Raw genomic sequence first — 18,740 nt, 5'->3', positions numbered from 1 at the left:
GCCTCAGCATCTGCTCTTGGCGTCCGCATTCACCATTCCAGCATGTTCAATTCCTTGATCAATAAGGCAAGTTTCTCTTTACACTCGGCAGCCTGTACGGCATCTCCAGCAGCCAGTGCCTCACTCAGCAGGTCCAGCTGCTCGTCAACCTCAATCCGGCAAGAACGAATTCGCTCCTCCCCTTCCACCGAATAGAACAGCTTCGTCAGCTCCTGATCTGACAATAACGGTCCCTTCTGATACAGTACACGCTGCTGATAACCGGAGATTTCCACAAGCCGGATCACTTCGCCAAATAAAATATTCTCAATGATAATCTGCCGGTCGCGGAACCGCTTAACAATGGCGTGGCCCCGCTTGTCGCCGATCAGCTTCTCCATCCACTCGGACAGCCGGGCATCGCGGATCATATAATCTCCGACCAGCTTGTAGCCCTCCTTGATCCGCTGAAAGCGCAGCTTCACCAGCTTGCGTCCTGTACGAACGGATATAACAAAGACATTCTCGTTCTCGCTCCAATACAGGGAATAGCCTTCTTGAATCAAATCCTTAATCAGGTCCTGGATATGCTCTCGTTCAAACCTCAGCTCCAGATTGCAATATTCCACCTCGTCGTTTTTGTTCATGGCACTCCCCCCTAACTGCTTTGCTCCGGCAAAGCCAGCTTCACAAGCCTAAGCCACGTTGATCCGGAAGTAACAATGATCACAGAACCTCCACTGGCGACAAAATGCGTTTTGCGTTACTCTTACTCTTATTTTATACTTCAGTTTATGTAGCGGTAACTTGGTTTATTGACTATTTTTACCCGCAACGGCACTGCTCCAAACGTTTTCGTACAATTATCCCGCAAGTAGGCGGCTTTGGAGCAGGCCGCAAACCGATTACAAGGAGAAACGCCATGCCATTCACCGGATTTACTGAGGAAGACTTTGATGTATTTCATATTCCCGGCCTAGAGCCGCGGATGGACGCTCTGATTGCCCGGGTTCGCCCGAAGCTGACTGACCTGGGCTCCGAACTGGTCCCGGTACTGTCCGCGCTCTGCGGGGAAGAAATGTTCCCCCATGTTGCCAAGCATGCCCGGCGTACCGTCCATGCCCCTAATGACACTTGGGTCGCCTGGGGGCCCAACAAACGCGGATATAAAGCGTTGCCCCATTTCCAGGTAGGAATGTTCCATAGTCATTTGTTCGTAGTCTTCGCCATTATCTATGAAAGCTCCAACAAAACAGTGTTTGCCGAAGCGTTGAACAGACATCGTAAAGCTATCCGCCAGCAGCTGCCCGGCAATTACTTCTGGTCGACAGATCACCTGGATCCACGCGGAACCCTTCAAGCCGAGATGGGGGACAAGCAATATGACGAGCTGGCGCGCAAGCTGAAAGAGGTCAAGAAAGCTGAAGTCACCTGCGGTCTGCGTATTGATCGGGACGATCCTATATTAAGCGACGGAGACAAGCTGCTCCATGTGATTCAGGAGACCTTCGAGACTCTTCTCCCGTTGTATCGCTATTCATTCTAAAAGGCTTTGCAGCTTCATCCGCTTCAATTCCTGTAAAAAGCCGCCTGTTGTACGGAATCCATCCGTGCAACAGGCGGCTTTTGTTATAGTGTCAGCCTGCTTGATGCAGCAACTGCTTAGAGCGCCTGAACCTTCCTGCCCGTTCTACGTACGATAAGTAGGTGCAATCCGAACAGCAGCAGCATCACAAAAGCGCTGACCAGGAAGGGCACCCCGTGACCCACCGCATCCCAGAGCTTACCGGATAGCACCGGGCCAGCGACCATTCCGGAGCCTTGGAGGGTCAGGAACAATCCCCATACCGTTCCGCGTTCTCCCTTTGGCACCTGCTTGGCCAGAAAAGCGTTCCAGGCTGGGAGGATCAGCGCATAGCTGATACCGACCAGTGCCACGGCGCCGAAGACAAAGGGCAACCAGCGTACAAACGAGAACAGTGTCATGGAGAACGCAGCCAATAAGAAGCCAATGTTCAGGAACAGGGAGGTACCGATACGGTCCACAAGACGTCCTGCCGGAATAAGCGTCAGCACCGTGACCCCGCCTCCGGCAATGAGCAGCAGGCTGAACTGATTCGGCGAGACATGCAGCTCTGTGCGTGCGAACAGCGTGACAACCGGTGTCATTAAGCCGATGGCGAACGCCTGCAGAAAGAGCGCCGGGTAGAGCAGCCTGCTCACCTTGAGCGAGGTCTTGAGCTGCGTCAGCGTGCGTTTCAGGCTCTGCAGCGGGTGAGTCTGTTTGGACGATAAGTCTGCGCCGTCCACCGCATTGGCGCCCTTGACAGATGCCGGATGTGCTGGATCGATTCGCTTGGGCAGTAGAAGAGCCACTGCAATGACAGCCACCGCACAGACCAGCAGAACGAAAAAGGTCGTGCGGTAGCTGTAGCCACCATGATCCATGAGAAAGTTCACGGTAATGGGACCAATTCCGGTCCCGGCCAGGGAGGCCATCTCTACTGCGCCCATAGCTGCGCCACTGCTGCCGCTCTGCGTAGAACCGGCCAGCTCCGTTACACCCGTCATCACGCAAGGCCAGAGCGGGGATGTCCCGATCCCCAGAATGAGGCAAGCCAACGACAGCAACGCCGCATTTTTAGCAACGATAATCAAGGTTAAAGCCAGAAGAATCAAGAGCAGCGCGCCAGTCATTGTCCAGCGGTACCCGATTCGTTCCATTACCCAGCCTGAAGGACTGCGGAACAAGTTATCTCCCAAATACTGCAGCGCGAAGGAAAATCCGACAACGGTGACCGACAGTCCCAGAATATGCTCCATATACACAGGGAGCAGGGCAACCAGCAGAGATCCTTTTACAAACTCCACTAAAAAGATGATAACCCACATTTTTACGATAAACGGCGAAGTTAAATTAATATGCATTTGCTGTGCTTTGCCGGACATTCTATCACATCCTAGTATTATGGTCAGTGATTTGTTATACTGATGCTTGCTTGAAAAATTACTCTTCACGAAAGGTTGTGACAGCATTAAATGAATCAACACCGTACTCCCCTCTTCGACGCTCTAACAAAGCATGCCGCCGGCAATCCCGTTCAATTCCATATTCCGGGGCATAAGAAGGGGCAAGGAACCGATGCCGAATTCCGTGAGTTTATCGGCGATAATGCTCTATCCATAGACCTGATCAATATTGCGCCGCTTGATGATCTTCATCAGCCCAAAGGCGTAATAGAGGAAGCTCAGAAGCTGGCTGCGAAAGCTTTCGGCGCTGATTACACGTATTTCAGCGTACAAGGCACGAGCAGCGCTATCATGACGATGATCCTCTCTGTTTGCTCGCCCGGTGATAAAATCATTGTACCGCGCAACATTCATAAGAGTGTTATGTCGGCCATTATTTTTTCCGGAGCCAAGCCTGTGTTCGTCTCTCCTGTTCAGGATGAGAATCTAGGGATAGATCACGGCATAACCACCAGCGCCCTGGAGCGAGCCTTGAAGCGTCACTCGGACGCCAAAGCCGTTCTGGTCATCAATCCGACGTATTTCGGCGTATGCGCCGACCTGCGTTCCATTGTGAATCTGGCCCACAGTCACGGCATTCCCGTACTTGTGGACGAGGCGCATGGAGTACTGATTCATTTTCATGAAGATCTGCCGACATCGGCCATGCAGGCCGGAGCGGATATGGCAGCTACCAGTGTACACAAGCTGGGCGGCTCCATGACCCAAAGCTCGGTATTGAATCTCAATGCGAAGACTGGCCTGATCAACCCGCAGCGGGTACAGACCATTCTCAGCATGCTGACTACGACGTCAACTTCCTACATTTTGCTTGCTTCATTGGACACCTCCAGACGCAATCTCGCCCTGAATGGACATCAGATTGCCGCGGAAGCGATTCGCCTGTCCAACTATGCCCGCGATGCTGTCAACAGCATTGAAGGCCTGTACAGCTTTGGCAAAGAAATTCTCGGGACAGAAGCTACTTTTGACCATGACCCAACCAAATTGAACATTCATGTCCGCCACCTCGGTATCACCGGCTATGAAGCGGAGAACTGGCTGCGTGACAAGTACAAAATCGAAGTCGAGCTGAGCGACATGTATAATATTCTTTGCCTTATTACCCCTGGTGATACCCAAGAATCCGTGGACAAGTTAATTGCTGCCTTGCGGGTATTATCTGCCATTCATTACAGCAAGGGAGAAATATACGAGCTCAAGGTTCAGGTACCAGAGATTCCACAGCTTGCCCTGATTCCAAGAGATGCATTCTACGCCGACACTCAGCTCGTTCCATTCCGGGAATCTGCTGGTTATATTATCGCGGAATTCATCTATGTATACCCGCCGGGTATTCCGATTCTCCTCCCTGGTGAAGTTATTACCCAAGATAACATCGATTATATCATCGACCATGTAGAAATCGGGTTGCCGGTAAAAGGACCTGAGGACCGCACCATCACCAATGTGAAGGTAGTTGTAGAGGCCGATCCGATCTCCTGATCGGCTTTCTCTTCACACCATCGCCAACCATACAAAAACCCGATACTGCAAAGTATCGGGTTTTTGCTTATGAGAGTCAACTTCCAGGAAAATCCCAGAATAGTCCTTTTCTATCACCGAAAATCTATTCTTGCTGGGCGAGCAGCTCGTTGTATGCTTCTTCAACAGCGTTCCATTCAGCTTCATCTTCGATATTGTAAAGCACCATTTCTTCATTCTCTTCTTCCAGACGCAGAATAATGCCGTCCGCCTCAGGGTTTTCGCGTTCCAGCAGCAGCGCGTACAATTTCTCGCCTACGTCGAACGTTTCTACCAGCACCATCTCTACATCTTCGCCCTGCTCGTTCGTCAAGGTCAGCACAAACTCCTCGTGCTCATGGTCGTGATCATGTCCGCAACCGCATGCTTCCCCATGTTCATGGCCATGCTCATGTTTGTGATCGCTCATTGAAATACCTCACTTTGAATTGTATTAGCCTACAGAACGTATCGTAACACGTAGGACAACTTCAGGTCAATTTTGGGAGTGATCCAACTTCACTAATTTAGTGCAGTTATGACTTTCTCCGACACAAGAACGTAATCTCCGTTCTTAGTTGGCCTGATATAGAAGCCTACCCGGTATTTTCCCGTTTCCTTGAAGTCATACGTAATCTCAGAGCTGGAGAACCAGAAGTCCTCTTTCTTCGTTCCTTCCATGTTGCGGGAGTCGATGTCCTTGGTGTTTCCCGAAGGGTCTGTGATCGTCACCTTGACCGAAGAAATCTCGTCTGTTAGACTATCTACCTGCGAGAGCACCTTAAACTTAAGCTTACCCAAATTCACATTGCCGAACACTGTGTCACCCTTGAAGAGGACAATATGCACATTCGGTTTGAGAATGGTTACTTTACCGGAGCCATCCCAGATTACAACTCCGCCTGCCTCCCGAGCAGGAATGTACGTCTTCCCGTCAATCAGATAACCGCCGTCCGTAATTTCTTTTCCGTTGCTCCAGACTCTAATCTTCTGGCTCACCGAATCAGCAAATAATAACGAACCGCCCATCAGGGAAAAGACGAGCACACATAAAGCTATTTTTTTCCATCTCATCGCTAGAAACCCCCAAGTAATTCATACTGTTAATGTATACTAGCTTCCTCCCTGCAAGTTGCGCTCGTGGAAGGAAAAAGTTTCATCCCTGTCCTACAGCATGATAACATCACGCAAACAAACCCATGATATAGTATGTCTATCCCCTTATTATTGGAGGTTCTTCCGATGAGTATAAGCCTGCAGATGCTTGGTACCGGTAGCGCCCTCGCCAAAAACTATTTCAACAACAACGGGCTTCTCCTGGACAAGAATTATACCCTAATGATTGACTGCGGCGTTACGGCCCCTCTGGCGATGCACGAACTAAGCAGATCCTTCCGGGATGTCAATGCCACACTGATTACCCATATCCACGCCGACCATGTCGGTGGACTGGAAGAGCAGGCCCTCACCCTCAAACATAAATACAATCGCAAGATGACCCTCCTTTTGCCGGAAGCCCTGGTAGAGCCCTTGTGGGACCATACGCTGATGGGCGGCATGTATCAACAAGGCGTTGCGTCCTCACTAGAGGATATCTTTGACGTTATACCGCTATCTCCTGGCGTTCCCCATCGTTTGTCGGAAGGTCTTGTCCTGGAACTGCTGCAAACCCCGCATGTGCCAGGCAAAGACAGCTATTCCATGATCGTGAATGGCGATATTTTCTATAGTGCAGATATTATATTTCAACCTGATCTGCTAATTGACCTGGTACGGGAACAGGGTATCCGCCGAATTCTACACGACTGTCAGCTTGGCGGAACTGGACATGTTCACACGACGCTGGAAGAATTGTTATCCTTGCCGGAAGATGTCCGGCGGGTAATCTACCTCATGCACTATGGGGATGAAAAGCCAGATTATGTAGGCCATACCGGAGAGATGGAGTTTCTGGAGCAACATGTGATGTACACCTTATAACTCATGGTCCTATGTATAAATAAAAAGCCGAACAGTAACGTCCTTCGAGAAGACGCCTGTCCGGCCATTAATATCACCGCTAAAATAACGGAAGCTGATCCAGATTATTAGTCGGGTCGCCATCCGCATCTCCGCGGATGTGCAACGCACCGTCCTTGCCTTTGAACACATTGACTCCGGCAATTTTGCCAGCTTGTACTTCCTGCAGTGCCTGCTCGTAATCAAGCACCCGTCCGGAAGAGGTCTGAAAGCTCGTCAGATCCCCGTCCCCGTTCTTCTGGGTCGCTATAAAACGTTCGCGTTCATCGCTGATCGTCACGCAAGATCAACTCCTTGGACATAGATTTGCCATCATCAGGCAACCTTTAGCATGTCCGCAGCTTCATTGGAATATGCGCGTGACTAGAGGGATGCTAGCTACGCGGACCTAGAGTGTTTTTTGCATCCGCACATGCAGAATACCTGCATCGTAGAACGGCTCGGTCGAGATCACTTCATATCCCAGCTTGCGATAGAAATTCTCCGCCTGGCATTGTCCGTCCAGGATGGAGTACTGAAGTCCAAGCTCACGAGCAAGCTCCTCCAGCGCCAGCAGAAGCACCCGTCCATATCCTTTGGAGCGGTAATCTTTCATCACAGCGATTCGCTGCATTTTGGCCGTAGCTTCTTTATAATAAATCAATCGCCCCGTCGCCACCGGAATCCCGTCATCTATCAGCAGAATATGGTGCACATCCGGACTGATCACATCATACTCATCGATCTCCTCTTCCTCCGGTACCTTTTGTTCTTCCACGAACACTTTCTTGCGAATATCAAACCCCTGCCGGAGCTGTTCCTCATTCGTTACACGTACGATTTCTGCCGCCATGACCTTAAAACTCCTCTCTATGTAAAAGACAATAGTCGGTCTATTATACAGAATATACGTTTTTCTGTATAGTTCAGGTCTAGCTGGCAGCACAGGCAACGCGGTATAGGCTAATCGCCCGAATAAACCTCCTGCGGGATTGAGCGATCGTAGACATCTATCAACACCGGTGAAGGCTCCGGGGAGTGATCCAACTCTCCATCCAGCGTAGATAGCTTGTTGACTTCCTGATATTTCAACGTCGGCGCATCCGTACTGCACCCGGTTAATCCAATAAGCACAGCAACGCATAGGCCCAAGCACCACGCTGACAGTCCCCTACGTCGATGAGATTGTGTATTCATAGCCATTCTCCTTTCGCCCTTTTCCTGCAGTTCTTTCTCTACAGTTTTGACGATTCAGAGATTTTTTAAAACAAGGCTCCACCTTCCCAACTAAGAGCATTTTTGTATCTTAATTTTCCCAAAATCATGCTGAAAGGGGTATTGGGGAGGATTTAACATACAATTCTGCACTTAATTCCCACTAACCCTTAGCTGCAGAGTATTTAAGGTACAAAGATGCCGTTAATTACACTTCGGGAATCATTATAATAACCCACTCTGTATAATTGATTAGCTGGTTCAAGTATGCAATATCAATAGAACGTGCTATAACTTCTCGATAGGGAGCAACAAAGACCAGTCACCGTTATGATCTTGCCTAAAATAAAACCCCACCCTCCGCTTGGATTCGGAAAATGGGGTTCAGCTCATATTGCATTTCTTATGTAAATGTATAAGTAAATTTGGATTGAAGTTTCCTTTATCCTTCCGACCATGTAATCGTAATTTCAGTGTATCCTGCTTTAGTTGCAGACAATCCTCCGATGATAGAGACCGGGCTTTTGCCACCCAGCTTACCCGTAATCATCATTGAGCGGTTATCTATAACCTTCGAGGCTTGGGTGATGTTCTTGCCATCGACGTAATCGGTATACTTTTTACCAACAGTTTCAATGCTGTCCTTTGTCAAATAAACCAGTACAGCCTTTTTCTTACCGTCCACCACACTGTCCGTCAAATCCGTAATAATGGCATCCCCGGATATCGGAAAATCTGCAGGTAGATTCTTCGATTTCTTGACACTGTTTGTCGGCGAACCGCCTGTACTTCCCGAGTCACTGCCGATGATCACCTTGTTGGCTACTGCATCATAGGACACGGGAACCCCAAGCGCTCCGGCAATGGCACGTGTCGGCAGGTAAGTCAAACCGTCATACGTGATCGGCGCAAGCTTCTTGCCATTTCCATCTAATGGTACATAAGCATTCCCATTGACCTGAATGGCGATGCCATGATTAAGGAAGGCTTGAATCTGCTGCAGATTGCTGCCAGCATATACGCCTACTGAACCCGTAGCGAGCATGCCGACAACGGCGGAAGCGATACCCCATGTCTTTTTCAACAAAAATCATCTCCAGACGTTAATCATTGGCGAATGTAATCTATTAACCACTCTGGAGATTTTCAAATCGCTGGACTTCCCTTACCGCCATTAAAGATTCACATTCCCCACCAGGTGTACCATATAGATCATACCTCCAAGGAAGCCCGCCAGCGCAAAATAAGCTATTCCGTACTTCCAGCGAGTGGCGGCAGGCACATCATAATATTTGTCATTCTCAAAAGGAGTACAGTGAATCTCGCAACTCATCCTCAGATGTGAGCCATTCTCCAGTTCGGCCTGCTCCAGTTGGATGACCTTCACTTTCTCAATAATGACCTGCTGGGGCAGCATGGCTGTACCATAATAATCCAGACTATCCCACTTCACCCCGATATATTGCTGGTGGTTCAAATCGCTATAAGTTGTAAAAGGCAACTCCCGCTTGTGTTCCGGCCCCGGGATCATATATCCTTCCTCGATAAGACGCTCCACAGGAATCATAAAACCGCGGGTGACCGTCTGGCTCTTACTTTGCTTGCGCCGTTTAACGTATTTGGTATACAAGTCATAGGCGAACAAGCCCCAGATAATCAAAAACAAAATCGATTTCAGATAAATAATGACCGCAAGTCCTCCCACAAGTCCAACCAGCCATAACCATCGTGTAACCGCCGTGACAATACGGCCTCCATCCAGCGGATGAATAGGCAGCAAATTAATCAGATTTAGCAAAAATCCCACGTATGCCAAAGAGTACAGCAAGGGGCTATCCAAGTAATAAGCAGCCCCGAACACCGCTGCCGCCCCAATGCTACCCAGTATAGGACCACCGAAGGCAATGTACGCTTCGCTCTTGGCATCCAGCGGCTGCCTTTTCAAAGCGATTAGAGCCCCCATAAACGGAATAAACAACGGTGCGCTGACGGGGAGCCCCATCCGCTTAGCTGCGAATACGTGGCCCAGCTCATGAACAAGCAGCAGTAGTACGAAGCCTATCGAAAAGCTCCATGGGTAAATGAATGCATACGCCCAAATGGACACCATCATCGAAATTAACGGGCCTGCGATCTTTCCTATTTTTAACAGCGACAGAATCGCCTTTCCCTTCAACAGGAGCATTGCTGCCCCACCGCCCAGCCATTTCAGCGGAGTGGAGGAAGATTTTTTATTCGGCACATTTTGCGGCAACAGTCTCGAGCTCCTTTGTTGATTCGTTATTAGATTTACGTATTTTACCATACCTATTAGAAAAATTCCTTCTATATAAAGGGGGGATATTCGTACCGGGTAATACGGAGCAATGGTGAAAGAGTTTCATCACGTCCTAAATGCAGCGAATTTTTACAAACAGTTAAGATGTTATGAGAAAAAATACATGGGAGGTACATTCGTGGTGAAAAGCACTATTACGGCGCTATTATAGAAGAAGGACTAAACGTTGTTAAATTTCCATATTAATACTATAATTATAAAAAAACCTAAAGGGGCATGACCTATGAAATGGGTTAGCTTAATAATCACCGTATTATCTGTTCTTGCGCTGGTCGGTATGTTTGGCTTCTCTCTCTTTACAGTCATCATGGGGATTATCGGCGGGCTCATCGCTTCCTTCACCATCACAGGATATCTGCAGAGGGTTAACAATGATTTCTCCGAAGATTATTATGAACAGAAGAACCCCAGATATTAATTTGATGTTATCGGATATTAAAAGCAAAGGGCAGACTCATAATCTTTATGTTAAGAAGCGGCTCTTTGTTGTGCAATTTACAAAAAGAAAAGCTACCCGAAGGTAGCAAGAGAAAATTATTAAATGGTTATATAATAGTATAATGTCACTATAAAATTCGGCTTAGATACAGAACCTGAATTTTTTAATTGTACAGATATAGAAACATCTCGGTATTCAAAATTAGTAATTAAGACTAGGTCTCGTTGAAGCAATGCAGTACCTATTTTGGTATCATAATCGCTACCGTACATATCATTATAAAATTCCCTCATATATTTATCTTTCCAAAGTTGATCATCCCTATAATCATCTGTTGTTGGTTTATAAATTTTGCTCAAATCAGAAACTATTTGTTTGTAAAGTCTATATTGATCCCCTGGATATTCGTCACCTTCTGTAATGTAGAACATGTCTTCTAACTTCCCACCTGCATCATGTGCATACCACAATTGTGCCGGTAGCTCGTCATTCCCAAGATACACTCTGTACATCAACGTTTTTTCACCATTAGTACCTGTTCTTGAGGTTATGTAAGTCTTATTCTCTGCCTTTTTAACATCTGCAACGCTTCTCCCCCACTCTATTTCTTTATAGGGATCTTTCGTATTAAAATAAAACGGACCTATGTATATTCTGCTAGCATATTCATCCAATACTAAACTATTATTACTTGCTGATAGCAAAAATTTCAGAGGAGCAAATGTATAACCTTGGATAATTTTCGGAGCAATGGTTAAAGCAGTTTTCTTTCCATTTACGACTCCAGTCTTACTACCTAATGTAAAAGCAAACGATGTATTATTCACCTTATCGGTTACTGTAGTCGTTTTAGTGTTTTTATCGTAAGTGAACGTTAGTCCAAGTGCATTTAAGAGTGGTGCCGTTTGCACAAGCATTGTACCATTCTCATAGACTGGATCTTTATCGAATACAATTCTTTTATCATTGAAAAATATTATCTTTCTGCTTGAGTCTGCATGAATAACAGACCCAAATGAATTAAAAGCAATAATGAAAATAATAAAAGCACTAAACCATAACTTGCACTTCTTCATACAAAAATCCCCCAAATAGTGTTTTTTTAACTATAGTACCATCACAAATAAAGTAGGTCTATAGAGTTATAAAATGACTAGGAAGAGGAATTATTCCTACGATACCTCTGAGACTAGAGTGCTTATACCTTCTCTTATGCGTAAATTATGAATTGTAGCAAAAAAACATTTTCACAGGCGAATGATTTATTTTCACATTAGTACTTATGAAGGGAATCTGCTCATTTTTAGAGCAAATCAAAAATGGTTACAATGCAATTGTTTTTTCATAAAAAACAATTGCATTTATCGCCCAATCTATGGTATATTATTTCTTGTCGCAGGACGGTAGCTCAGCGGGAGAGCACTATCTTGACAGGGTAGGGGTCATGGGTTCGAACCCCATCCGTCCTATATTGAAAAAGCCTTGTTTTATAAGGCTTTTTCTTTTGTTTAGGAATACGTTGGAGTGTAACACGAGGAGTAAAACTGGTCTTTGGTCAAGAATAGTTTTTAGAGTATTTTGCAGATGAAAATTGCTCCATTAACGAGATATACTAATTAAAAATCAAAATCATGAGATAAGAAAATCCGACCATGGGTCGGATTTTCTTAGTTTTAACCATTTACTAAATGATTATTCTATCTCTGAAATAATAAACTAATGTGTACCTTCGGCTTAATCACAACAATTATTAATGACACTGAAAAATGCGATTTCAGTGGTTTTTCATTATTCATTTAATACTGAAAAACCAGGTTTTTAATTCATAACCAAGCTGCAGTATTCCTATAATTCTCCAAGGGGATTTAATTCATAAAAACTTTATCAATTTTAAATCCTGCTTAGCCAAATACTTAGGGTGTCTTGGTTGTCCTTTTTTGGTTAATCCAGTTTTCTTCCTACTTTCCATAGAGAATACTCCTTTAATATGTCTTAGCTTTTTAATTCCCTCCAAGATTTTTTTCGTCTCATCTTTATGAATCACAGCACTTATTTTTGGTGGAACATTTCCCCATCCTAGGACGACATAGTGACTTTTTTTAAGTTGCTTCCTTATATGGCGTTGATTCGTATTTAGTAATTGTGCAATACCATTAACTTTCTTTATTACCTCACCTAAAGACTTTGAGGAAGGTTCATAAAAAGGAAACAAATTTAAAACAACCACTTCATGAACCTTTTCAAATCGAGCGTCTTCCTTAATTAGTCGATCTACAAAGATTAACATGCTATTTACTGTGTCATCCGACTGTAGTGTGTCGGCCAAGCTAGGATTCATTAGGATAAATGAGAGCACTTCACCATTTGTTTTCTCAGAAAGTGACAAAACAAGATTATGCCTAACACGAATACCATTTTGCAATTTGTACTTACCCATATTCTCAATTTTTACCTTATTTATAAAAATTGGATATCTTCTCATAATACCACCTCTTACCTTTCAGATCCCGATAAAATTTCAGCGATAATTTTCGGTTTCCATACTCGCCCGATTTCGATACCGTCCCCAATTCAGTCAGAGTAAATTCCCAGAAACCTAGTTACCATCGGAACACCAATCAAGTGCATTCCATTTGATTGACAGTAACCACTTGATATTCTAAGGTAAACCGGTGACCTCTGGTGGTAGCATCGATTAAAAAACCTTTTTAAAGTCAAGCGGGAATAGATTTATGTCTTTGCTTGGAGTAATAGGAATAGCAACAACATCTATCTCACTTCCTTGATAAGCTTGATGGATCAATGTCACTAATATAACTATTAACTCCCTCATTCATGGATTTCCCTCCTGTTTGTACAGAGCAAACTTACTAATTATACAATATCTTCATCTAGTTTTTTTAATCACCTATAAATATCGATCGTTATAACCGATCGCCCTCCTGCTGTATTGAAACAATGTTCCCGTTAGTTGAATCTTACGCCCATATATGTATTTTTCTAACCTTTAGGTACTCATCTCGGGCTAAAAAGATTTTATTTATGAAAAGCTCTACCCACTACGAGCTACCTTCATTGTTCTCCAACATAAGATCTGTTACGCTGATATGTTTATTCATAAGAATAGGTAATTTCTCCCCTTGACTCGAAACCAAATATAATTCGTTCTGGTCAAAGATCATTTTAGAGAATCCCCCTTTGTGATAATGAACAAAGGAGTGGTGGTACGAACAAAGACACAAGGCATTGGAATAGTGATCGAGCGTTTCAATATCGGATTTCGTTTCAGCTGTACCAAGTGGTGTAATATGGTGCACTTCGCAATAGAATGTGCCGTCGTTTTTTTCAATCCGTGGTATTTGTGGCTTCTCTTCACCACAAATTTGGCAATGATATTCGTATAGCTTTTTAAGCAATACCACCATTTTTCTGTTTCGGGCAATGCATTCCGCCCAATCCGCTTCATTTTGATTTACGGCCTGTAATTCTTTCAGCTTATCGAGAAGGGCACCACCGAGACCAAGCCGGGACTGATATTCTTCCTTATCCAACCGCTCAAGTCCTAACCTGTTCAAGAACGTTTGGATGGATTCACTTCGGCTCCGTAAAAAGTAGTACAAAGAGCGATACAATGTTCCGTCCGTCGCCAAGTAGACATATCCTCCAAAGGATTGTTCTAAAATCGACTCTTCATACATTGCAAGGCGCTTTTGGTGTTCAGAAGCATAATCGCGGCGTCTCCATTGGAAACCCAACATTTCAGCATATTCTTGTGCGTTCATTCCGAATTCTCGCGCTCGGCGAGATAATCCCGTTTGATCACTGGAACCATGGGGAACACGAAGAACACCATCATCATCAACATGTGCCAATAGTCGTTCGAACCACTCTTCATCCGTAATGGTTTTCCGATCGGTAAGAGGATACACTTCTATCTGTTTTAGATAATTTTCATAATCAAGACTGCGTATTCTACAGTATTGTTTAACATTTAAGGTTTCTACCTTTTTAGGCTTTGTACGGAAATAGGTTTGTCCACCAATGGTTACCTTCTCATACATACGTCGATGGGCATAATTCTTAGAATCCATTCGATCGCGATTCTTAGATCGTAACCATGAAAGTGTCTCATCATCAAAAGTAAAATGAAACCGAACGGATTCTTCATTTCGGTGCAAAAATACTGGCCCTTCTGAAGATCCTGTTAAGAATGCTTTGTTACCATCATCCTCATAATAAAAGAGTTCCCCCTCAACCATAATTTTCATAATAAAACGTTCTTCTTCAGTTAATCGCGTTACCTTCCAGTCTGCCCCACCCGCTGTAGCTTCTTGAAGACGCTGAGACACACGCCCCCTAGACATTCCTAACAATTTCCCCAAGTCGCTTCGATTGATATCATCATAATGTTCGACAAGGTAATGGGCGGAAGAATAATCAAACTCCCCCAATACTGTAAACTGTCTCCCCACATAATCAAATCCCAGGGATCGTATGTACTGCTCCATGGATTGTTCTGGAAAATTTTCCTGTATGTACCCGTAAATCATTCCATAATATGATCGATCTTTTGTGCTGAGCCCTTTTACTACCTTGTTTGGAAATAGGTACATCAGACGATCGTGTACAATCTGAGAATCCCGGTCCATTATAAGTCACCTCATGATTAATTATATCATGTGGTTGATATATTTCAGATTTCATCCTACCTCTATTTTATCCTCTCCATTTCGTGGGAAGAAACAATGACGACTCCCTGTAATGAAAAATTCATCAGTTAATCATAAAGGAACTATTAGTATTAAATCAAAACCTCTCGCTCCAGAGATCATTTGGACAGTACCTATAAAAAGCTCCAAACAGAAGCTATTTATAGAATTGACTAGTGATACGACTGAGTTTATCGAAATAAAATATAGAAAAATATTATATATACTAACTTCTAAAAAACTAGGGCGTGTCTGAAAACTAAAGAAGTTTGTGGTATGATTTGAGGAAAAGGATTGGAGCATCCACTTAGTTGAGTATTTTTTCAATAAAATCAAACACTTTCGTCGCGTAGCTACTCGTTACGACAAGCTACCTAAGTCATTTTTATCGTTTGTATATGTCGCTGCCGTTTTTAAATTGACTCAGTGACGAGTTTTCAGACACATCCTAGTTGATAGCCTTAAAAAGGATAATAAAGTGCAGGCCTGTCGCTGCTGTTCTAGAAAATGAAGTATCAGGCTGTTGATTCTATGCAGTTTTTGAATTATCTTCTCATCAGACTTCGTAAATTAAGCCTTGCTCCGAATGAAATACGGCTTCCGAAACGTCTCTTTTTCGTGTCCACTGCTTCACCGCATCCAGAACCAGGCTTACATCGTTACGATTGGAAATTTGCCAGGCGACAATCTCATTATTTAAAAGATCCTGAATCGCAGACAGGTAGTAAAAATGGGTGCCATCTGAGATATAGGTAATATCGGCGACGAGCTTTTGTTGAGGGGAAGTCGCATGAAACCGGCGCTTCAGTCGGTTAGGATACACCACGGAAGGTGTATCGTTGGAGCGATTTCTCTTCTTTGGATCACAGATTGGATCGACAATTCTTTCATGAGCCGCCATACTTTTTATGGTTACGAGATAACCCGCTTCCCACAAGGTTGTCCGCATTCGGGGGTACCCAAAAATAGGGATATGCCAAGTGGATGGCTACCATATGCTCTTTAATCTCATGCTCTCGCGAGTGTACTTCCCCTAGTCGTGACTGTGTGGCTTACCACTTGTAATAACTGGATCTGGAACTAGTAATAGGCTTGTAATACCGTGTAGGTCGCGCAGCTCCACAATGGCCTGATAATGATCCCGAGGTCTTAATTTCAATAATTTTCTATATTTGGATACCGATTTTTTAGATAGTCCACCTGCGCTTTCAAGTAATCCCGCTCTTCTTCAATGCTGGAAAATGTCGTACGGGATTATCCTTTCATGGGATTGGACAGGCCCTTGCGTGTACCGAACGCTTCTCCATCACGATGCTTCCTTACCCACGCTTTCAGTTGGGTACTGCTACGAATACCCAACATTTCTGCCACTACATTATGGCTGGAAGATCCCTTAAAATATCCCTTGACTGCCTTCATCTTGAAATCTTCGGCATACTGTTGAAATACTTGTCCTTTTCTAGTCATAAAAATACCCCCTCCAAGTTGACTCGTTCCTAATGATAACATTAGGCTTTTTACGAGTGTTTACTTGAAGGGGATAATACCTCTCTCCTCTTATGCAAAAGACGGATTGTAATATGAAGTGCGACAGATAAAGAACACCCATGGAAGATTCGTGTAAAATGGAGTCACCACAACAACCATTACACAGGAGAATCAAACCATGGGCTACTCACATCTTAACATAACTGAACGCAGTCAGCTAGAAATCTTACTTCGCTTGGGATGGTCCAATCGAGAGATTGGCAAGGAACTAGGCAGACATCACTCCACCATTGCTAGAGAGCGAAACAGAGGAAGTCGCAGTAAGACGTACGCCGCAGAAATTGCAGAGGCTAGTTACACGGAGCGGCGAGCATCGCATAAACCAAAGGGGCGCTTTACCCTTGAGTTAGCCAGCGAACTGGTAACGAACCTACAGCAGACTTGGTCACCTGAGCAAATTGCCAAGCATAGGAGAATCAACGGTAAAACGTTCGTTTGTTTCAAGACGATCTACCGTTGGCTATATGCTGGACGCCTTGCGGCAGGTGAAGTAAACGTACTGAGACATAAAGGTAAACGGCGTAAGCCCATGGAGACACGTGGACGCTTTCTCATTGGGAAATCCATTAACCAGCGCCCTAAAGAGGTTCGTAAACGAGAGGCTTTCGGACACTGGTAACTAGATGCGGTTGTATCCAGCCGTGGAAAAAGCCGCGCCTGTGCCGCAACATTCATCGAGCGCAAGACACGGATGTATCTAGCCCTAAAAAGCCAGATCGTACGACTCATTCGATGGAGGTCGCTTTCGGAGTGATCGCTAGCCAGTACCCTCACAACACCTTTCTAACCGCTACAGCAGATCGAGGGAAAGAATTCGCCTGCTACGCTGCCCTAGAGACCTTTCATAAAGTGGATCTCTACTTTGCCGACCCCTATTCGTCCTGGCAACGAGGATCTAACGAAAACGGGAATGGACTTCTTCGGGAGTTCTTTCCAGAAGGTCATGACTTTGGACAGGTTACCGACGAGGAACTCGCTCATGCCATCCATCTCATTAACAACCGTCCTCGAAAATGTCTAGGATGGAAATCTGCTCACGAATCTTTTATGGAACAGGTGTCGCACTTAGCTTGACAAACCGTCGTATATAATCATTTCACATCGCCTTTTTTATTAAAGAAGTATATTTCATCAGTCTTTACATCTTTCAAAATAGCCTTTGCAACTTTCTCTCCTTCTATTTTAGAGACTATTTCAGATGAAATTACATTATAGCGAAATTTTATACTCTTTATTTTCAATTTAGTTTTATTTATGTCGTAAATATAGGCATTTTCAAATTTATAAACATGTTCCAGATTCTCCGCTTCTTCAATAGTCGGTAATTCATTTTGAAGATCATAGTAAGTTTTAATAGCGTTATCATCACCATCATAAATTATAACTTGATCAGCCATTCCTCCTAACATAATTCTATCCCCTTCTCTGTATCTAGTATTTTCTAGTATCCAGCCAGAGTCGTAGTTAGGTTCTTCATGAGTTATTTTCTTGAAAAGAAAAGTTCCTCTGATTTCAAAATCTCTTATTAATCCTTCCCAATCCTTGTCTTCAGGGAACCTCATTTCTTTTAAAGAAATACCATAATATTCTCCGAATTTTTTTGCACCGCTTTGGTATCCAACCTTTGTCACAAAAATCCCTTTGGTATTATTGCCCAGATCATGTACCACTCCAAAAAAATCTCTTATTTTACCAATAGAAACTTCTCTAGTGTAATTTTTACATTCCACTGCAATTCTATGAATTTCTCCAACCATCTCAAATTCCCAATACACATCAATTTGATGTTCACAACCAGATTTCCCAGGAACTTTTACATTATGCTGAATGCTTATTGTCCTGACACCTTCTTCATTATGAAGGGTTTCATAAATTTCCTTTGCAAGTAATTCGTATTGCAAGTGAGGGTTTGGAATCAAAATATAAACACCTTTCTTTCATAATATTTTCTTTTTATTGTAACACCTTCAATACTAGGAAA

General features: G+C 44.3%; 20 protein-coding genes, 1 tRNA gene and 1 pseudogene. 6 read left to right on the top strand and 16 right to left on the bottom strand.

The genetic code is table 11. From position 1 onward, the window contains the following. Positions 1–29 precede the first annotated feature (29 nt). Positions 30–626 carry a hypothetical protein gene (locus AC3Y23_RS18655; RefSeq protein WP_379201676.1) on the bottom strand — a complete coding sequence of 199 codons (597 nt, stop codon included), beginning with the start codon at positions 624–626 and terminating at the stop codon, positions 30–32. Positions 627–901: 275 nt separating this feature from the next. Here AC3Y23_RS18655 and AC3Y23_RS18650 point away from each other — a divergent pair, with 275 nt between their 5' ends. Beyond that, positions 902–1,525 carry a YktB family protein gene (locus tag AC3Y23_RS18650; protein ID WP_379201674.1) on the top strand — a complete coding sequence of 208 codons (624 nt, stop codon included), beginning with the start codon at positions 902–904 and terminating at the stop codon, positions 1,523–1,525. Between the two features lie 116 nt (positions 1,526–1,641). Here AC3Y23_RS18650 and AC3Y23_RS18645 read toward each other — a convergent pair whose 3' ends face one another. Then, positions 1,642–2,928, bottom strand: coding sequence for an MFS transporter (locus tag AC3Y23_RS18645; RefSeq protein WP_379201672.1), 1,287 nt, complete (start codon positions 2,926–2,928; stop codon positions 1,642–1,644). 90 nt (positions 2,929–3,018) lie between these two features. Between AC3Y23_RS18645 and AC3Y23_RS18640 the strand changes: the two genes are divergently transcribed. After that, positions 3,019–4,494, top strand: coding sequence for an aminotransferase class I/II-fold pyridoxal phosphate-dependent enzyme (locus tag AC3Y23_RS18640; protein WP_379201670.1), 1,476 nt, complete (start codon positions 3,019–3,021; stop codon positions 4,492–4,494). A gap of 124 nt (positions 4,495–4,618) precedes the next feature. On the opposite strand, the gene AC3Y23_RS18635 is transcribed toward AC3Y23_RS18640, so the two are convergent. After that, entirely contained in the window at positions 4,619–4,942 is a 324-nt protein-coding gene (locus AC3Y23_RS18635) for a DUF1292 domain-containing protein (RefSeq protein WP_379201668.1), read from the bottom strand. 92 nt (positions 4,943–5,034) lie between these two features. Then, complete coding sequence (locus AC3Y23_RS18630) at positions 5,035–5,586, bottom strand: copper amine oxidase (protein WP_379201666.1); 552 nt, start codon at positions 5,584–5,586, stop codon at positions 5,035–5,037. 168 nt (positions 5,587–5,754) lie between these two features. Here AC3Y23_RS18630 and AC3Y23_RS18625 point away from each other — a divergent pair, with 168 nt between their 5' ends. Further along, positions 5,755–6,492, top strand: a complete 738-nt coding sequence (locus AC3Y23_RS18625) for an MBL fold metallo-hydrolase (RefSeq protein ID WP_379201664.1) — start codon at positions 5,755–5,757, stop codon at positions 6,490–6,492. Positions 6,493–6,571: 79 nt separating this feature from the next. Here AC3Y23_RS18625 and AC3Y23_RS18620 read toward each other — a convergent pair whose 3' ends face one another. The 5 genes from AC3Y23_RS18620 to AC3Y23_RS18600 all read right to left on the bottom strand — a co-directional run bounded on the left by AC3Y23_RS18620 (position 6,572) and on the right by AC3Y23_RS18600 (position 9,910). After that, a complete protein-coding gene (locus tag AC3Y23_RS18620) occupies positions 6,572–6,805 on the bottom strand; it encodes a DUF3892 domain-containing protein (protein WP_175374823.1) in 234 nt (77 codons plus the stop codon). Positions 6,806–6,919: 114 nt separating this feature from the next. Further along, positions 6,920–7,363: a GNAT family N-acetyltransferase gene (locus AC3Y23_RS18615; RefSeq protein WP_379201662.1), complete on the bottom strand. Its 444-nt coding sequence runs from the start codon at positions 7,361–7,363 to the stop codon at positions 6,920–6,922. Positions 7,364–7,473: 110 nt separating this feature from the next. Then, complete coding sequence (locus AC3Y23_RS18610; protein WP_379201660.1) at positions 7,474–7,707, bottom strand: hypothetical protein; 234 nt, start codon at positions 7,705–7,707, stop codon at positions 7,474–7,476. 460 nt (positions 7,708–8,167) lie between these two features. Then, a complete protein-coding gene (locus AC3Y23_RS18605; protein ID WP_379201658.1) occupies positions 8,168–8,809 on the bottom strand; it encodes a stalk domain-containing protein in 642 nt (213 codons plus the stop codon). Between the two features lie 90 nt (positions 8,810–8,899). After that, positions 8,900–9,910, bottom strand: a complete 1,011-nt coding sequence (locus AC3Y23_RS18600) for a site-2 protease family protein (protein WP_483874851.1) — start codon at positions 9,908–9,910, stop codon at positions 8,900–8,902. A gap of 376 nt (positions 9,911–10,286) precedes the next feature. On the opposite strand from AC3Y23_RS18600, the gene AC3Y23_RS18595 reads away from it, so the two are divergent. Beyond that, positions 10,287–10,481, top strand: coding sequence for a hypothetical protein (locus tag AC3Y23_RS18595; protein WP_379201654.1), 195 nt, complete (start codon positions 10,287–10,289; stop codon positions 10,479–10,481). Between the two features lie 119 nt (positions 10,482–10,600). Here AC3Y23_RS18595 and AC3Y23_RS18590 read toward each other — a convergent pair whose 3' ends face one another. Further along, positions 10,601–11,578, bottom strand: a complete 978-nt coding sequence (locus AC3Y23_RS18590) for a stalk domain-containing protein (RefSeq protein WP_379201652.1) — start codon at positions 11,576–11,578, stop codon at positions 10,601–10,603. A gap of 321 nt (positions 11,579–11,899) precedes the next feature. Between AC3Y23_RS18590 and AC3Y23_RS18585 the strand changes: the two genes are divergently transcribed. Next, positions 11,900–11,971 (top strand) — tRNA-Val (locus tag AC3Y23_RS18585). Between the two features lie 401 nt (positions 11,972–12,372). On the opposite strand, the gene AC3Y23_RS18580 is transcribed toward AC3Y23_RS18585, so the two are convergent. From AC3Y23_RS18580 to AC3Y23_RS18560, 5 genes are all read right to left on the bottom strand, one after another. Further along, the gene (locus tag AC3Y23_RS18580) at positions 12,373–12,984 is read right to left on the bottom strand and encodes a DUF1643 domain-containing protein (RefSeq protein WP_379201650.1); all 612 of its coding nucleotides are present in this window, start codon (positions 12,982–12,984) and stop codon (positions 12,373–12,375) included. Positions 12,985–13,197: 213 nt separating this feature from the next. After that, entirely contained in the window at positions 13,198–13,335 is a 138-nt protein-coding gene (locus AC3Y23_RS18575) for a hypothetical protein (protein ID WP_379201648.1), read from the bottom strand. A 226-nt stretch (positions 13,336–13,561) separates the two neighbouring features. Beyond that, positions 13,562–15,151: an HNH endonuclease gene (locus AC3Y23_RS18570; RefSeq protein ID WP_379201646.1), complete on the bottom strand. Its 1,590-nt coding sequence runs from the start codon at positions 15,149–15,151 to the stop codon at positions 13,562–13,564. Between the two features lie 616 nt (positions 15,152–15,767). Further along, positions 15,768–16,112, bottom strand: coding sequence for a DDE-type integrase/transposase/recombinase (locus tag AC3Y23_RS18565; RefSeq protein ID WP_379201644.1), 345 nt, complete (start codon positions 16,110–16,112; stop codon positions 15,768–15,770). Between the two features lie 353 nt (positions 16,113–16,465). Continuing rightward, a complete protein-coding gene (locus AC3Y23_RS18560; protein ID WP_379201642.1) occupies positions 16,466–16,678 on the bottom strand; it encodes a transposase in 213 nt (70 codons plus the stop codon). Between the two features lie 199 nt (positions 16,679–16,877). On the opposite strand from AC3Y23_RS18560, the pseudogene AC3Y23_RS18555 reads away from it, so the two are divergent. After that, positions 16,878–17,833 (top strand): annotated as a pseudogene (locus AC3Y23_RS18555) (IS30 family transposase). A 17-nt stretch (positions 17,834–17,850) separates the two neighbouring features. Here the strand turns inward: AC3Y23_RS18555 and AC3Y23_RS18550 are convergent. Next, complete coding sequence (locus AC3Y23_RS18550) at positions 17,851–18,678, bottom strand: restriction endonuclease (RefSeq protein ID WP_379201640.1); 828 nt, start codon at positions 18,676–18,678, stop codon at positions 17,851–17,853. Positions 18,679–18,740: the final 62 nt, after the last annotated feature.

The organism is Paenibacillus sp. MAHUQ-45, assembly GCF_058133325.1.
The sequence above is the reverse complement of the archived record's forward strand: the minus strand, read 5'-3'. Positions and strand labels throughout refer to the sequence as shown.

What these genes read in the sequence shown, in the direction of transcription:
- AC3Y23_RS18655 (WP_379201676.1), bottom strand. Translation starts at nt 626, where the DNA reads ATGAACAAAAACGACGAGGTGGAATATTGCAATCTGGAGCTGAGGTTT.
- AC3Y23_RS18650 (WP_379201674.1), top strand. Translation starts at nt 902, where the DNA reads ATGCCATTCACCGGATTTACTGAGGAAGACTTTGATGTATTTCATATT.
- AC3Y23_RS18645 (WP_379201672.1), bottom strand. Translation starts at nt 2,928, where the DNA reads ATGTCCGGCAAAGCACAGCAAATGCATATTAATTTAACTTCGCCGTTT.
- AC3Y23_RS18640 (WP_379201670.1), top strand. Translation starts at nt 3,019, where the DNA reads ATGAATCAACACCGTACTCCCCTCTTCGACGCTCTAACAAAGCATGCC.
- AC3Y23_RS18635 (WP_379201668.1), bottom strand. Translation starts at nt 4,942, where the DNA reads ATGAGCGATCACAAACATGAGCATGGCCATGAACATGGGGAAGCATGC.
- AC3Y23_RS18630 (WP_379201666.1), bottom strand. Translation starts at nt 5,586, where the DNA reads ATGAGATGGAAAAAAATAGCTTTATGTGTGCTCGTCTTTTCCCTGATG.
- AC3Y23_RS18625 (WP_379201664.1), top strand. Translation starts at nt 5,755, where the DNA reads ATGAGTATAAGCCTGCAGATGCTTGGTACCGGTAGCGCCCTCGCCAAA.
- AC3Y23_RS18615 (WP_379201662.1), bottom strand. Translation starts at nt 7,363, where the DNA reads ATGGCGGCAGAAATCGTACGTGTAACGAATGAGGAACAGCTCCGGCAG.
- AC3Y23_RS18610 (WP_379201660.1), bottom strand. Translation starts at nt 7,707, where the DNA reads ATGAATACACAATCTCATCGACGTAGGGGACTGTCAGCGTGGTGCTTG.
- AC3Y23_RS18600 (WP_483874851.1), bottom strand. Translation starts at nt 9,910, where the DNA reads ATGCTCCTGTTGAAGGGAAAGGCGATTCTGTCGCTGTTAAAAATAGGA.
- AC3Y23_RS18595 (WP_379201654.1), top strand. Translation starts at nt 10,287, where the DNA reads ATGAAATGGGTTAGCTTAATAATCACCGTATTATCTGTTCTTGCGCTG.
- AC3Y23_RS18590 (WP_379201652.1), bottom strand. Translation starts at nt 11,578, where the DNA reads ATGAAGAAGTGCAAGTTATGGTTTAGTGCTTTTATTATTTTCATTATT.
- AC3Y23_RS18580 (WP_379201650.1), bottom strand. Translation starts at nt 12,984, where the DNA reads ATGAGAAGATATCCAATTTTTATAAATAAGGTAAAAATTGAGAATATG.
- AC3Y23_RS18575 (WP_379201648.1), bottom strand. Translation starts at nt 13,335, where the DNA reads ATGAGGGAGTTAATAGTTATATTAGTGACATTGATCCATCAAGCTTAT.
- AC3Y23_RS18570 (WP_379201646.1), bottom strand. Translation starts at nt 15,151, where the DNA reads ATGGACCGGGATTCTCAGATTGTACACGATCGTCTGATGTACCTATTT.
- AC3Y23_RS18565 (WP_379201644.1), bottom strand. Translation starts at nt 16,112, where the DNA reads ATGGCGGCTCATGAAAGAATTGTCGATCCAATCTGTGATCCAAAGAAG.
- AC3Y23_RS18560 (WP_379201642.1), bottom strand. Translation starts at nt 16,678, where the DNA reads ATGACTAGAAAAGGACAAGTATTTCAACAGTATGCCGAAGATTTCAAG.